The following is a 14,981-nucleotide window of genomic DNA, read 5'->3' as shown; positions in this document are numbered from 1 at the left end:
GAGGCCGACGGGCGCCTTGGCCGAGCCCCGTGCGGCCTTGCCTGTTGGTGTCTGGGCCGACGCGCGGTGCGCCAGTGGCTCGGTGGTGGGTCCATCGCAACGCGGTGTGCTCGCAGCGCACCCGGGCCCCAATCATCGGCGGCTCCTCGTGTGTCAACGGCTGCGGAACACATGGGGTACGCGGGCGGACCACACGGCGTCCCGTAGTAGCCAGATGCGCAAGCCGGCCCTGCCGACGCCCAGGACAGGGGCGACACCCTTGCGGATCGCCCGGGTTGGCCCCGTACAAGGCCACGACATCGCGCCGGTGTTCATCGCCCCGGGTGACGGCCGACGGGCCATGCACGAGGACGAGGGGGCGCGGCCTCACCCGGTCCATGAGCCGGGCGCACGTCTCGGGCGCGGTGGCGTCCAGCGCGTGCCACCGCAGCCGTTCGCGTCCCATAGCTGTGGCGCCCGGCGGCGGCGCGAGGCGACGGTGACGGTCTCGCCCGCCGTGGTCGGCCGCCGTGCGAGGCCCACGTGCGGCCGGGTGCGCACCGAAACGGGTCAGCGGACCGGCAGCGTGGTGGTGTGCTCCTCGCGTACGGCCTTCAGGGAGCGGGGGTCGAGACCGAGCAGGCTCAGGATCGTGGGTGCGATCTGTGTCGTCCGCACGCCCGTGGAGTCGCGTACGCCGTCCGGAACCGAGGCGCCGGACACGATCAGCGGGACGTCGAGGTCGTCAGAGTGGGCACCGCCGTGCTCGGCGATCTTCTTCGTGCCGCCGGTGTAGACGACGCCGTACTGCGCGAGGCCGAAGAGGTCCGGGACCCGGGCGTCGCCGGCCTCGACGTGGAAGAAGCGGGCCACGGCGCTCCCGGCGTAGACCTTGCTGAGCCCGCCGCGGGTGAAGGCCTTGGGCGCGGCGTTGATGTCGGTACCGGTGCCGCTCCGGGCGAGCAGGTAGGTCTTGGCGAACTCCGTGGCGGCCTTGGAGCGGTCGGTCAGCCAGAGCAGCATCGCGTCGTCGTCCACGCTGTGCGCGACCAGGTTGCCGGCGGCGGGGTGGAGCTTCCTCCAGGCGGCGTTGAGGCCGTCCAGCAGCGGGCCGTCGTCGATCCGGGTGAGCGCGGCGGGGTCGGCGGGCGACTGGCCGTGCTTGGCGGACAGGATGATCGTGGTGCTGCCGGTCAGGTGCCGCTCGGCGATCTCGGAAGTCATGGCGCCGATCCGGGCGTCGACGAAGTCCAGGTTCTTCGCCAGCAGCGGTCCGGGCACGTTCTTGGCGGTGTAGCCGCCCTCGAGGCCGTCGGAGGTGGGCAGTTTCTGCGAGGTGGAGACCGACTGGAAGTTGAGGCCGAAGATCGCCGGGGTGCCGACCTTGTGGGTTCGGCTGTGGTCGTAGCCGTCGATCTCGTTGAGGACGGCCTTCACCTTGTAGCCGTCGTACTGCTCGGTGGCCTGGTTGTCCTTGGTCCAGTCGTTCCCGGCCGGGTAGCCGAGGGCGTCACTGTTGATCTCGGGCGTGAACAGGTCCTGGATGCCCGTGCCCGAGGGCCCGTTGAGGATCTCGTACGCCGCGTGCTTGTCCGACCACGCGGTGCGCAGTCCCGCGTCGCGGGCGACCTCGAAGACGGTGTTCACCTTGAGGTACGAGTGCGGGTAGACCGGCTCGCAGGTCCTGGGACTGACCGGCAGCTTCGAGGAGTCGATCAGGCTCGTCGGGTCGCCGGTCATCGACAGGATGCTGTCCGGCAGACCGGTGAGGCCCTGTCCGGCGTCGATGGAGGCCTGGTTCTTGTCCAGGTCCTCCGTGAGGTCCACCTCGACACCGGGCTCGGCGCCCTTGCAGGTCGTGGTTCCGGCCGGGAGCAGCGCGGCGTTGTAGGTGTCGTCGTAGTAGACGCCGGTGGTGCCGGGGCCGCCGCCGGTCGCCTGGGCGACCATGCCGGGGAAGGAGTCGGACGGCGTAGTGGTCTTGGCGTGGGTGTACTCCACGCCACCGCCGACCAGCCGCGCCAGCGCGGACTCCGGGTGCCGGGCGACGTACCAGGCCAGGTCCGACTGGTGCAGCCCGTCGACCGAGATCAGCAGGACGTGCCGGGCGAGGGCGCGCCGGTGGGAGGCGGCGAAGGCGGAGGGTTGGGCGACCATCGTGCCGGCCAGTACCCCGGTGGCGGTGAGGAGGGCTGCCTGCCTGACGTAGCGTCTGGACATAGAGGTCTCCCGGGTGTTCAGAGTGAGCTGCGAATGCCGGAACCATCAGAGTCGCGCCCTGTGTACCGGAAACGGCGCATGTGTGAACGCACACGGAATGAGGGGTCGGGTCTTGGCCAAGCAGGGTCTGGATTTCGCCAGGAAGGAGGATCGTCCGTGGCCCTGGACTGGTTCTCAACCGGGCCGCAGGCGAAGGGAAACGACTCTGCGGCCCGATGCGGGCGGAGCCGTGCCGGTCTGTGCGGTGCAACTCCCCCTATTCTGAGCCTTGTCCTCCTAGAATTCCCCCATGGACGCGATCATCGGCGAAGTGGCGACGGTCGTCGGGCTGGTGACCACGCTGGCGTCAACGTACTTCGGTTACCTCGGTGTTCGGCATCTGATTCGACGACGGCACGCCGGTCGGCCCGAGGGGGAACCGGTGGCGGAGCCGTCGGCGGAACCGACCGGTGGATCGGCGGCCCACCCTGGGGACGACCGCTCCGGCGGGCAAGGAACGTACGACGTCTTCGTGTCGTACGCGGACACGGAGAGCGACGCGGCGGAACGGCTGGCGGGGTGCCTGCGGGAAGTGGACGCGTCGGTGTTCCTGGTGCGGTGGGTCGAGCCGGGGCTGATCCCGCTCATGGAGGCCGAACGGGCTCTGGACGGAGCCGCGTTGGGGGTACTCCTCTTCGGGCGTACGACCATGGACGACGCCAGGATCGCCGACGAGTACGCGGCGCTCCTCCAGCGCGCGCACCAGGGCGACCTCCGCTTCGTGCCGGCGCCGGTCGACGATGTCACGCTCCCGGCGTTCGCCGCCGTCCGCCAGCCGGTGGACCTGCGTGCGCCCGGCTCCGCCCGGTACGACGCCGAGGTCGGGCGGCTGGTGCGGATCGTGCGTGGACGGCGCCGCGTGCCGGACGCGTAAGGACTTCCTCCTACCCCAGTGGATGCGTGTAGGGGACCAGTTACGCGAAGGCCGGCCGGAGAGGGGTATTCCGCCCGTACTTTGGTCGCCCGCAGCGGACAGTTCGGTTCTGCCGCGCACCCAGGAGTCCAGCGGTCGGTCGAGGAGGTCCGCGCGGATGAACCATGTGTCGCTCTCCGGCGAATTGCCCCCGTCCTACGACGTGTTCCTCTCCTACGCCGCCGACGACGCGGCCTGGGCCAGGACCCTGGCCGAGCAGCTGGCCGGGCACGGGCTGTCGCCCTTTCTCGAGCAGTGGAGCATCGAGCCGGGCGATGTCGTCCTCCACCGAGTGGAGGCCGCCCTGCGCGCCTCCGCCCACGGCATCGCCGTGATCAGCCCGGCGTCCATGCGCGACGCGCGCGCCATGGACGAGTACGCCGTGCTGGCCACCGAGGCCGCCTCGAGCGGCCTGCGCTTCATCCCGGTGCTTATCGGGCATGTGCCCGCACCCCCGTTCGCCGCCCACCGTGTCTGGCGGGACTTCAGCGACGCCACCGGCCGGGAGTTCACGCTGAAGGCCGCCGAGCTCGCCGCCGTCATCGGGGACCGCCCCGCCCCGACGGACGGCACTCCTTCCCCGGACACCCTCCGCGCCACCCACCCCACTGCGCCCCGGCCGGTCACGCCTCCGCCCCGTCCCGCCTTCGTCGTCTGCTACGCCCCGGGCGATGCCGTGTACGGCGCTCGGCTGGCCCGACAACTGCTCGTGGCCGGGCTGCCGGTGTGGTCGACGGAGGATCTCCGGCCCGGCGACGGCCACTTCTGGACGATCAGACAGCAACTCCGGTACGCGGTCGCGGTCGTTGTGGTCATGACTCCCCGATCGCAGGACTCCGACGACGTCACCCGCATGATCCTGGAGGGCCAGGTGCACGGGCGGCCCTTCGTGCCCGTACTGCTGGACGGTGACGTCAACTACCACCTGGCCGCCACCTGGTACGTGGACGCCCGCGACGGAGCCCTGCTCGACGCGGCGCGACTCGACCTGCTGCGCCGACTGTATGAGGACGTCAGGGAGAACCGCCCCGTGCGGCTTCCCGAGGCGGCGCGCCGCGTGCCCGGCGGCGCGGGGGACCCGGTGCCTGCCATGACGGCGTCCGCCGGGCTCGAAAGGCTGCGCGCCCATCTCGCCGAGGACGAGTACGAGCACGCGGACCTGCTCACCACGCGGCTCGTCCTGGAGGCGGCGGGCCGGCTCACGGAGGGCTGGCTGCGCGAACGGCACGCCATCGGCGTCCCGTTGAACCTGTTGGCCGGCATCGACGCGCTGTGGACCGCCCGCTCCGGCGGCCGCCAGGGCTTCGGCCGACAGCTGGCGCGGGCCCCCGCCCGGGGCCGACGCCCCCCGCGCTTCACCGAGTTGGGCAGGGCCCTGGGCTGGCGCGACGCGCCCGAGGACCCGGTACCCCGGCTCTACCGCGACTTCGTACGGCGGTCCGCACCCGTCGGCGAACAGGGCGGACCCGGGGTCGACTCGGAGCCCGGCCCGCTCCGGCTCCCCGGATTCTTTCCGACCCTCCGGGACCCCGGACACGAGAACGACCCCGACTGGTACGACCGTTGGAGCTCAACCGTGCTCGCTGTGCACGCACGGCTGCGCGAGTGGAAGGCTGCCCGATGATGTTGATGCTGATTGTGTTCTTACTCCTGCTGGGAGCCGCCGGGTGGGCCGGCTGGGCGGGACGCGTGCTGGTGCCCGCCGATCATGTCGGCATCGTCACCCGCCGTTTCGGCCGCTCGCACGACGATCCCGCGTTCAACGAGATCAATCCCGACAGCGCGAAGGGTGTGCACGCGCGCACCCTGCTCCCGGGCGGGTTCCACTGGCGGGCGCCGGTGCTGCACACCGTCGAGTACGTCCCTCGTGTGCATGTTCCGGCGGGGATGATCGGCCTGGTCACAGCGACGGAGGGCAGGGACCGCACCGACGGGCGCATGCTGGGCCGCCATGTCGAGTGCAACAGCTTCCGGGACGGTCAGGCCTTCCTGCGCGGCGGCGGTGAACAGGGTGTCCAGGTGACGATGCTGGCCGGCGGTCAGTCGTACTACCTCAACACCCGGCTCTTCGAAGTCGAGATGCGCCCACGCATTCAGGTGCCGGCGGGCACGATCGGTCTGGTCCAGGCCAAGGCAGGGGCCGTACGGCCGCCGGACCAGCGGTTCGGCCGTCATGTCGAGTGCGACAGCTTCCAGGACGGCCAGGCCTTCCTGTCCGGCGGCGGCGAGCAGGGCAAACAACTGGCCATTCTCGGCGGCGGGACCTCGTACGCCATCAACCCGGCCCTGTTCGAGGTCATCACGGTCGACAACGTGGCCGATTCGAGCGAGGGACTGGCCAAGGCCCACCTCCGGGAGATCGCCATCAACGAGGGGTACGCCGGAGTGGTCGTCACCCTGGACGGGACCGAACCCCCGCAGGACGACGAGTCCGGCGCGGTGGCCCCGCGGGTGCCGGGCCACAGCAGCTTCCGTCGGCCCTGGGACTTCCTGGCGAAACAAGGACAGCGCGGTATCCAGGCGGAGACGCTGGGCCAGGGCACCACGTACGCCCTCAATCCCTGGTTCGTCCGCGTGATGCTGATCCCCACCCGGGTTCTGATCCTCACCTGGCACAACAAACAGGGCGCCGAGACCGACAACTACGACGCGGACCTCGGGCAGATCGTCGTCAACGTCCAGGGCTTCGACCTGGCGGTGACGCTCTCGCAGAACCTGCAGATCCCGCCGCGCGTGGCACCGAAGCTGGTCAGCCAGTTCGGCAACGACCGCGACTCCGACCTGGGCGGCCTCGTGAACGACCGGGCCCCCATGAAGCGCTTCGTGCGGGACGTCCTCGGCCTCGCCGTCGCCGGATACTTCGCCGAGATCGCCACGACCAGCTCGGTGCTCGACTTCCTCGCCAGCTACCACGACGTCCGCAAGGAACTCACCGACCGGGTCATGCACGCGCTGGAGAAGTGGGAACTCGGCATGCTGGGCACCACCCTCGGCAGCTTCACCCCCACGGACCCGGTCCTCCTGGAACGCCTCAAGGAGAAGTTCTACGAGGAGATGCGCGGAGAAAACCTCGGCGTGAGCCTGCAGAACGCCAAACTGGAGGATCTGATCGACAAGTACCGCGCCCGGCAGGAATCCCGGCGGGTCGCCCTCGACCTCAAGGCGGAGGTGGCCCTGCTGGGCCCCGACAACGTGTCGATGATCCGCATCGTGCGGGAGTTCGCCAAGTTCGACGTCCCGGAGTACATCGGCGGCGGCGACATCTCGGCACTCGTCCAGGCCCTCCCGATGACCACCATGCAGGACCTGCTCGCCCGGCTGCGCGAGCTGCGCACGGGCCAGGAGATCGTGGCCGCCCCGAAGCGGAGGGAATTGACCGAGGACGGCACGGACACGATCGACGCGGACACCGATGGGGTCGAGTACGACGATCTGGGCGCGGACGCGGACGACGGGCACGACGAGGAGTAGCCGACGACGACCGTCTCGGAACCGTCATCGGGCGCCGGAGTTCCAGCCTCCCCGATCCCCCGACCGGGTGAGCGGTCGAGGTCCGAGGGCCCGCAGGCTCGCCGACCCGTTCAGCAGGGGTGCTACGACGCTGCGCCGTGCTGTCCCGGGTAGGCAGAGAGCCGCTCGGATCCGGGCGGCGGGCAGGTCCGGTGCGGCCGCGTTCCGGGGGCGCAGGTGGCGGGTGGCGATGCGCTGTCCGCCGGTGTCGGCGACGGCGAGGTTCCAGGCCGTTCCGTCACCGTCGTCGCCGTCCTGGCGACGCGTGAACTCGTGGGCCAGGAGCCGTACTTCGGGGCCTCGGCTCCAGCGGTACACGTGGTGGTTCTGTCAGCTGAAGCTGTACGGAGGGAGCGGACCGTCGAGCCGGAAGTCGAAGCCCTCGCCCATCTGGTGGGCGAGGCTCAACTCCGTTGCGAGGAACAGCTCGTCCTGCTCCTCGCTCACCAGGAAGGAGACGCTGAGGAAGTCCGTTCCGTCCGGCTGGGTGGAGTGGATCTCCCGGGCGAACGCGCGGAGCGCCTCGATCACTCCCGACGCCAAGGCCTCCTGCCGTGCCCGCGTTTCCACGGCGACCAGTTCACCCAGACGCGGGGGTGCGTCCGGGGCCGCCGTGCCTTCGCGGACCTGGTCGTCGAGCCGTCGGGCCACCTCCGACTCCGAGAAGATCTCCCGCAGCAGCATCTCCTCGTCCTGCGACGCCTTCAGGTTGTACTCGACACAACCTTCCAACTGGCCCAGCCTGTCGGCGAATTCGTCCGCCCGCGCCTCCAGCGCCAGCCGGACCGCTTCGTCGTCCGGGGTGGTGTAGCCGAACTTCAGTGGCAGAACGGTGCCGTCCGTCATGAGCCGCTTCTGGACCTCCTGATGCGCGCCGATGTCCCGTTGTTCGAGGGGCGGTTCCTCCGGCACATCACTCACCACCGCGCGGAGCGGGCCCGCGCTCACCGTTCGCAGCCGGGCGGGAGATGGGCCGACGCCGTCGAGACCGTCGAGGCGTAGTGGATGGTCCTTGAAGGTGATCGAGTAGACGTATACGGCCATGGCTCACTCCTCCGCGTGAGACGCGCTGCTCTCCCGCTGGGAGGAGCGTCGGGCCGGTCTCCGCCCTCGCTCGACCGTCTCCTCCTCGTCCCCACTTCTCCCTCGTCCGCCTCTTCGTCGCAGCCCCGTTGCCCGTCACTCCCCGGAGCGCTTCGGTGACATGGCGCCTCCTTTCACCGGTCGTGACGCCTCCGCGCCGGTCGGTCTGCCCCACGTGTGGGCGGCATCCGTCGCCGGTATCGAAAAGGGCTAATACCATCATATAGGGGGCATTTGTTGCATCGGGTGAGCAGGGGTGGCAGAGGTCACCGATGAGGCACCTCCGTCGGATCATGCGGCCCGGGGGAGTCGCGGGCCGCGTGATCCGACGGGAACACTCAGAGCGGGCACTGCCCGGCTGGGTGGTACGTGAGCCGCCGGGTCATGCGTTCGCCAGGTCTCGTCCTCCATGCGGATCACCCTCCTGAGGTCCTCGTGCGCCTTGCCGGGTGCGCCTTCCTGCGCTTCCAGCAGCGCCGCCGCGATGGCGTCCAGCTTGCGCTGGATCGCCGGCTCGGACCGGAGTTCGGAGTTCTTCAGCAAGGCGAGGAGCAGCAGCGTCACCGCGGTCATCGCCTCGCCGACGAGAAGGAGCCATTGCACGGCGAGCCCCGCGATGTGCGCGGCGACAGCGAGGGACACCAGCCCGACGCAGAAGGCGAAGAAGACCGGCGAGCTGGTGAACCTCGACCCGGACTCGGCGAGCCGCTCGAACCTGCCGCGTGCGTCGCCACCGCGGTCGGCGGGATGCTGAAAGGTCACGGTCAGTGGTTGGTCCACTTGTGGACGCGCGCCGTGGCCTTCTCCGTCATCTCCTGGGCCTTGCCGCGCAGTTGATCACGGCGCCCCGCTCTTTGGACCGACGTGTCGCCCAACGCCTTTCCGACGGACTCCTTCACCTTGCCCTTGACCTGTTTCACCTTCGCGTTGCCCTTGAACATCATGGTCGCCGTCCTCTCGGGGCGCTCCGTGCCGCGACCCGGCGGGCCACGTCTCCTTCCTCACCGTGTGGCCTCGCGGACGGCACCGCAAACCGGCATGTCCGCCCACGTACGACGCCCCGTGGCGTACGGCCGCGTTTCCCCGCGGAACCAAGGGGGACCCGGTACTGACAGCCCGGAGCCGTAGGAGAGGCCGGACCCGACAGGGCCCGAACACAGAGGAAACCGGGGCCGAGCAGAGAAGGAAGATGAAGCGCCGTGACCGCGGACATCAGCACCAGGATCACCGCACGACCCGAAACGGGATGGGCCATGGCGCGACGTCGGCGCAAGAGTGGTCCGCGGACCTGTGTTCCGGCGACGGCCGACCGAACGGCCCGCACGGACCGGTTCGTCCCCGAGTGGAACATCGTCAGGGGCGAGGACTGACCAGCCGTCACCTCGGCTTCGTACGTCCACCTCGGCTTCGTACGCTCACCTGGGCTCCGTACGAACTCGGGCTTCGTACGAACTCGGGGACCGTGCCTACTCGTTGCCCGCGTCCCGATCCTCGCTAGGGAGCGGTGTCCGTCTTGGAACGCAGTCGACGGACCTCGTCCTCCGGGGGTCGGCGCACGTCCTCGTCCGGCAGGCGCTCCGGCATGTCGTCGTCAGGAATCAGGTGGCCGGCCGCTGACTCCTCCTCAGCGGAGGGGCCGCCGTCGTCGGAGCCGACGTCCTCGGCGATCATGTCGTGCTCGGCGTCCTGATGGGCGCCCTCGTCGAGGGCCAGGATCCGGTCCGCAGGGTCCGGGCCCACCTCGTCGTCCGGGAGTTCGCCCTCGGCGCCCTCCATATCGCCCGTGCCGTCGTTCTCGTCGGGCTCCTCCAGGGCCGGATCCGTCCGTTCCTCGGCCAGCTTCTCGTCCAGGGTCTCCCCTTCGCGCTGCTCACGCGCCGTAGTGCCTCGATGTTCCACCGCGAGCGGGCGTTCGGGCGGCGACCACCCTTCGTCGAAGGGATCCGAGCCCCGGACCTCAAGGGTGTCCTCCGGGTCGAGGATGCCTTCGTCCTCGCGGACATCGGGGCCTCCTGGCTGGTAGACCTCATCACCCATGACGTCGTCCTCGCTCTGGCTGCCCAAGACGGGCGTGACCCTCCGGACGGATCGAAGGGTCATCGGCCCATGTATCCAGGCTGGCCCAGCCCACCCATTCCGGCACGCCGGAGCCGCACGCGACCACGGAGGGTGACCAATCGGCCCGGGGTACTGATCCTCGATCTCCACGTTTGGCGCGGGCTGGACGGGTCACCCGATGACCCGACACCCGAAGTCGATCGTGATGGGGAAGTGAGACATCGTGGGTGGCGAGGAGAAGGCCAAGGCCAAGATGGAGCAGGCCAAGGGCAAGACGAAGGAAGCGGCCGGACGTGCCGTCGGCAACGAGCGGATGACCGCCGAGGGCCGGGCCGAGAAGGCGAAGGGCGACGCGCGACAGGCCAAGGAGAAGACGAAGGACGTCTTCAAGCCCTGACCCCGCACGTTCAGGGAGTCGGTGCGGTCGTTCCGACCTAACGACGTGGGGCCCGTTCCGGAGAACGGGCCCCACGGTCATGCGCCGCCACGGTCATGCGCCGCCACGGTCATGCGCCGCCACGGTCATGCGCCGCCACGGTCACGTGTACCCCCACGACGCCCGCCCTCCTCGCGCGGTGAGCTGCACGTGAGGTTCTGCCCCTCCTGGGCGTGAGCCGCACAGGACCTCGTGTTGCCGGATGCCCGCACGGGCCGAAGATGGTGGTGAGCGGCGGAGAGGAGCCCCCGGCGTGGCACCGGACACGCAGGCAGGCGGACGCGGGGACAGGACGCGAGGGGCGGCCGAGGGCGCCGACCCGCGGCGGTGGCGCGCTCTGTGGGTCACCCTGGTGGCCGGGTTCATGAGCCTGCTCGACGTCACCATCGTCGCGGTGGCCCTGCCCTCGATGCAGCGCGACCTGCACGCCACCGCCCCGTCCATCCAGTGGGTCGTCTCCGGCTACGCCCTCACCTTCGCGCTGGTTCTCGTGACGGCCGGACGGCTGGGCGACGCGATCGGCCGACGGCGGATCTTCCTGCTGGCGCTCGCTGCCTTCGTGCTGTGCAGTGCCGCGGCCGGTGCCGCCCCGACCATCACGCTCCTCATCGTGGCCCGACTGGCGCAGGGGGTGGCCGCCGGCTGCCTCGCACCGCAGAACTCCGCCCTCATCCAGCAGATGTTCCGGGGAGCCGAGCGCGGTCGGGCCTTCGGACTCTTCGGTGCCACGGTCGGCATCTCCAGCGCGGTGGGCCCCGTCATCGGCGGACTGATCCTGATGCTCGCCGACGGACCCCAGGGCTGGCGCTGGATCTTCTACGTGAACGTACCGGTCGGAGCCGTCGCCTTCCTGCTGGGCGTGCGCCTGCTGCCCAAGGTCGCTCCGGGCCGCCGGGAACGGCTGGACCTGCGGGGTGTCCTGCTGCTCGGCTGCGGAGTGCTCGCGATGATGCTTCCGCTGGTCCTCGCGGAGTCCGGCGGCGCTCGGAAGCTGTGGTGGCTCTTCCCGGTGGGGCTGGGCCTCCTCGTGGCCTTCACGCGGTGGGAGCGTCGCCTGGCCGCGGGCGGCGGTCAGCCGCTCCTGGATCCCCGCCTGGTGACGAGCACGCGGGGGTACGCCGCCGGAGCGGCCATCGCCGCCCTGTACTTCGTGGGGTTCAGCGGGGTGTGGCTGGTGTTCGCCCTCTACTACCAGAACGGTCAGGGCTACTCCCCACTGCGCTCGGGACTCGCGGTGACCCCCTTCGCCATCGGTTCGGCCGCGGCGGCCGTGGTGGCCGGACGGCTGGTGGAGCGGCTGGGCCGGCTGCTGACCGTCTGCGGTCTCGCCGCCGTCGCTGTCGGTCTGGGCGGAGCGGTGCTGATCCTGCGCCTCGCTCCCGGCGACAGCGCCGTGTGGTTCGCGGCTCCCGTCCTGTTCGTCGGCGGTCTGGGCAGCGGTTGTGTCATCTCGCCCAACGTCACGATGACGCTGCGGGACGTGCCGGTGCGGATGGCGGGAGCGGCCGGTGGCGCGTTGCAGACGGCCCAACGGCTGGGCGGCGCCGTCGGTACGGCCGCGCTGCCGGGGCTGTTCTACGTGGTGCTCGGCACCGGCCGTCACGACTACCGCTCCGCCCTGGTGATCGCCATAGGCTCCGGGATCGTGTTCATCCTCGGCGCCCTCGGCCTCGCCGTTCACGACTGGCTGCGCGACCGCAAGCCCCAGCCTCCGCCCTGCCCACCCGAACTGTCCCACGGCCACACCCACGCGAGTCAGCTCTGAGAGCCGGTCCTCTGCGGACCGGTCCTCGGACTCCAGGTCCGCAGAGGGCGGTTCCTCCGAAACCGGCCGAGCAGCCGAGCGACTCTGGGTAACTGGGTAACTGGGTAACCGAGTAGCTGAGTGACTGAGCAACTGAGCGTCCGGCGGTCCGCCGAGCGCACCCTTCTCCGCCACGAGGCGTCCGGACGCCGGTCCGTACGAGTCGGCGATGGCGGTCGCGTTCACAGCCACCTCACAGGGGCCGAAATGGTCTCACCGAGGTGATGAACTCGCAGTTGGCAATGGTCAGTTCAAGCCGATGTCTTGTCGCCTCCATGACAAGACCATCGCTGAGATGTCACTCTGCTGTCGACCGTTCACGCTTCGTTCACGCCCCCGCGCCCCTCATCCCCCACCAGCGCGCCCGCGCTCCTCGCGATTCGCCCCCTCGCGATCCACACGCTCACGATCCGCCCCTTCGCGATCCGCCCGTTCATGATCCGCCCCCTCACGATCCACGCGCCGCCGAGTCCGCGAGCGCTTTCGTGCGGGCTCTTCCTGCGGCGCTCCTCCCAGCCAGCCCTCCGCGCACCGGCCGTACCCCCTCGGTCCGGTCGCCCAGGGTCTCCACCCGGGCCACCCCCCCCCGCAGAAGGAGATGACCTTGAACCGGCAACACCCTTCCGCCCGTCGGCGCAGACGCGCCGCTGCCCTCGCCCTCACCGCCGCGAGCTCGTTACTGGCCCTGGCCGTCCAGCCGGGCTTCGCGTCCGCCGCCTCCGCGGACCCCGTCCCCGCCGGAAGCGTCGCCAAGATCGTCGCCAAGCCCCGGGCCGCCGCGGCCCAGGTCCCGCTGTCACCCGCCAGGCGCACCGCCCTCGTTCGTAGCGCCGGAGCGGCGGCGAGTGCCACCGCGAAGCGGCTCGGCCTCGGCGCGCGGGAGAAACTGGTCGTCAAGGACGTCGTCCAGGACGTGGACGGTACGACCCACACGCGGTACGAGCGCACCTTCGCGGGACTTCCGGTGGTCGGCGGTGACCTGGTCGAGCACCTGAAGAACGGCCGGAGCACCGTGTCCGAGGCCAGTCGGGCCACCATCACCGTGCCGAGCACCAGGCCGAGGATCGCCGCCGCCGGTGCCGCGGCGAAGGCCCTCACGGTGGGCAGGAAGGCGGCCGTCGGGCGATCCCGGGTCGACGGGGCACCCCGGCTCGTCGTCTGGGCCGCGGGCACCCGCCCGGTCCTGGCCTGGGAGTCGGTGATCGAGGGCTTCCAGCGCGACGGCACACCGAGCGAGCTGCACGTCGTCACCGACGCGGCCACCGGCAAGGTCGCCTCCCAGTACGAGGGCGTGGACACCGGCACGGGCACGGGCCAGTACGTGGGCACGGTGCCGCTCTCCACCACGCCGTCCGAGTCGGCCTACCAACTGGTCGACGCGGACCGTGCGGGCCACCGCACCTACGACCTCAACCAGGGAACCTCCGGCACCGGAACCCTCTATACGGATGACAACGATGTCTGGGGCGACGGCACCCAGAGCGACCGGCAGACCGCCGGCGTCGACGTCGCGTACGGAGCGGCCGCGACCTGGGACTACTACAAGGACGTCTACGGCCGCAACGGCATCCGCAACGACGGTGTGGCCGCCTACAGCCGGGCCCACTACGGAAACAGCTACGTCAACGCCTTCTGGTCCGACAGCTGCTTCTGCATGACCTACGGCGACGGCTCGAACAACGCCAAGCCGCTGACGGCGCTGGACGTGGCGGCCCACGAGATGAGCCACGGCGTCACCAGCGCCACCGCGAATCTGACGTACTCGGGAGAGTCCGGCGGCCTCAACGAAGCGACGTCGGACATCTTCGCCGCGGCGGTGGAGTTCCACGCGAACCTCGCGGCCGACGTCCCCGACTACCTCGTCGGCGAGAAGATCGACATCCGCGGCAACGGCACACCGCTGCGCTATATGGACAAGCCCTCCAAGGACGGTTCCTCCCGCGACTACTGGGACTCCTCGCTGGGCGGCATCGACGTCCACTACTCCTCGGGGCCCGCGAACCACTTCTTCTACCTGCTCTCCGAGGGGAGCGGTGCGAAGACCGTCAACGGGGTGTCGTACGACAGTCCGACCCATGACGGCCTGCCGGTGACCGGCATCGGCATCGAGAACGCGGCCCGGATCTGGTACCGCGCGCTGACCACGTACATGACGTCGACGACCAACTACGCCGGTGCCAGGGTCGCCACGCTCCAGGCCGCGGCGGATCTCTTCGGGGCCTACAGCGACACCTATCTCGCCGTGGCGGACGCCTGGGCGGGCATCAACGTCGGCGACCGTATCGCCCTCGGTGTCAACGTCGCCCCGCTGGCCGACCAGACCTCCGGGGTCGGCCAGGAGGTGTCCCTCCAGGTGAACGCGTACACCACGAACACCGACGCGAGCCTGACCTACGCGGCCGGCGGCCTGCCGGACGGTCTGGCCATCAGTGACACCGGGCTGATCTCCGGGGTCCCGACCACGATCGGGACCAGCGACACGACGGTCACGGTGACCGACAGCACCGGAGCGGCCGTGTCGGTGGCCTTCCAGTGGCGGATCGCCTACATCTACGCAAACAGCACCCGCGTGGACATCCCCGACCTGGGTGCGGCGGTCGAGTCGCCCATCACGATCACGGGCCGGCCCGGCAACGCCTCGGCGACCACCGAGGTCTACGTCAACATCATCCACACCTACCGCGGTGATCTGAAGGTCGATCTGGTCGGCCCCGACGGCACCGTGTACTCGCTGCTGAACCGCAGCGGGGGTTCGGCCGACAACGTGGACCAGACGTTCACGGTGGACGCCTCGGCGCAGCCGGTCGAGGGTACTTGGAAGCTGCGTGTCCAGGACCTCGCGTCGATCGACGTGGGCTACATCCAGCAGTGGCGGATCACTCCCTGATGCAGGACTGACCCGTGCCCGTCCGGACCGCCTTCGCGGGCCGGACGGGCTT

At 70.2% G+C, this 14,981-nt stretch carries 11 protein-coding genes and 1 pseudogene; 6 read left to right on the top strand and 6 right to left on the bottom strand.

Annotated features, from left to right (window positions below):
• Positions 1-549: 549 nt before the first annotated feature.
• Entirely contained in the window at positions 550-2,199 is a 1,650-nt protein-coding gene (locus tag ACFYR3_RS15050; RefSeq protein WP_389283210.1) for an alkaline phosphatase family protein, read from the bottom strand.
• 289 nt (positions 2,200-2,488) lie between these two features.
• Here ACFYR3_RS15050 and ACFYR3_RS15045 point away from each other — a divergent pair, with 289 nt between their 5' ends.
• The 3 genes from ACFYR3_RS15045 (at position 2,489) to ACFYR3_RS15035 (ending at position 6,622) form a co-directional block, all read left to right on the top strand.
• Entirely contained in the window at positions 2,489-3,112 is a 624-nt protein-coding gene (locus tag ACFYR3_RS15045) for a toll/interleukin-1 receptor domain-containing protein (RefSeq protein WP_389283208.1), read from the top strand.
• A 157-nt stretch (positions 3,113-3,269) separates the two neighbouring features.
• Positions 3,270-4,775, top strand: a complete 1,506-nt coding sequence (locus ACFYR3_RS15040; RefSeq protein WP_389283206.1) for a TIR domain-containing protein — start codon at positions 3,270-3,272, stop codon at positions 4,773-4,775.
• 5 nt (positions 4,776-4,780) lie between these two features.
• Positions 4,781-6,622: an SPFH domain-containing protein gene (locus ACFYR3_RS15035; RefSeq protein WP_355849024.1), complete on the top strand. Its 1,842-nt coding sequence runs from the start codon at positions 4,781-4,783 to the stop codon at positions 6,620-6,622.
• A 24-nt stretch (positions 6,623-6,646) separates the two neighbouring features.
• Here the strand turns inward: ACFYR3_RS15035 and ACFYR3_RS15030 are convergent, their stop codons facing one another.
• From ACFYR3_RS15030 to ACFYR3_RS15010, 5 genes and pseudogenes are all read right to left on the bottom strand, one after another.
• Positions 6,647-6,979, bottom strand: coding sequence for a hypothetical protein (locus ACFYR3_RS15030; protein ID WP_355849026.1), 333 nt, complete (start codon positions 6,977-6,979; stop codon positions 6,647-6,649).
• A 12-nt stretch (positions 6,980-6,991) separates the two neighbouring features.
• A complete protein-coding gene (locus tag ACFYR3_RS15025; RefSeq protein ID WP_355849029.1) occupies positions 6,992-7,705 on the bottom strand; it encodes a GvpL/GvpF family gas vesicle protein in 714 nt (237 codons plus the stop codon).
• A gap of 330 nt (positions 7,706-8,035) precedes the next feature.
• Positions 8,036-8,506: a low affinity iron permease family protein gene (locus ACFYR3_RS15020; RefSeq protein ID WP_355849032.1), complete on the bottom strand. Its 471-nt coding sequence runs from the start codon at positions 8,504-8,506 to the stop codon at positions 8,036-8,038.
• Between the two features lie 2 nt (positions 8,507-8,508).
• Positions 8,509-8,688, bottom strand: a complete 180-nt coding sequence (locus tag ACFYR3_RS15015; RefSeq protein WP_355849035.1) for a CsbD family protein — start codon at positions 8,686-8,688, stop codon at positions 8,509-8,511.
• 634 nt (positions 8,689-9,322) lie between these two features.
• A pseudogene (locus ACFYR3_RS15010) lies at positions 9,323-9,808 on the bottom strand (DUF5709 domain-containing protein); the annotation flags it as partial.
• 217 nt (positions 9,809-10,025) lie between these two features.
• Between ACFYR3_RS15010 and ACFYR3_RS15005 the strand changes: the two are divergent.
• From ACFYR3_RS15005 to ACFYR3_RS14995, 3 genes are all read left to right on the top strand, one after another.
• Positions 10,026-10,199, top strand: coding sequence for a CsbD family protein (locus ACFYR3_RS15005; protein ID WP_355849040.1), 174 nt, complete (start codon positions 10,026-10,028; stop codon positions 10,197-10,199).
• Between the two features lie 241 nt (positions 10,200-10,440).
• Positions 10,441-12,003, top strand: a complete 1,563-nt coding sequence (locus tag ACFYR3_RS15000) for an MFS transporter (RefSeq protein WP_389283202.1) — start codon at positions 10,441-10,443, stop codon at positions 12,001-12,003.
• 637 nt (positions 12,004-12,640) lie between these two features.
• Entirely contained in the window at positions 12,641-14,929 is a 2,289-nt protein-coding gene (locus ACFYR3_RS14995; protein ID WP_355849046.1) for a M4 family metallopeptidase, read from the top strand.
• Positions 14,930-14,981 lie beyond the last annotated feature (52 nt).

The organism is Streptomyces sp. NPDC005784, assembly GCF_042871525.1.
Taxonomy (GTDB): Bacteria; Actinomycetota; Actinomycetes; order Streptomycetales; family Streptomycetaceae; genus Streptomyces.
The sequence above is the reverse complement of the archived record's forward strand: the minus strand, read 5'-3'. Positions and strand labels throughout refer to the sequence as shown.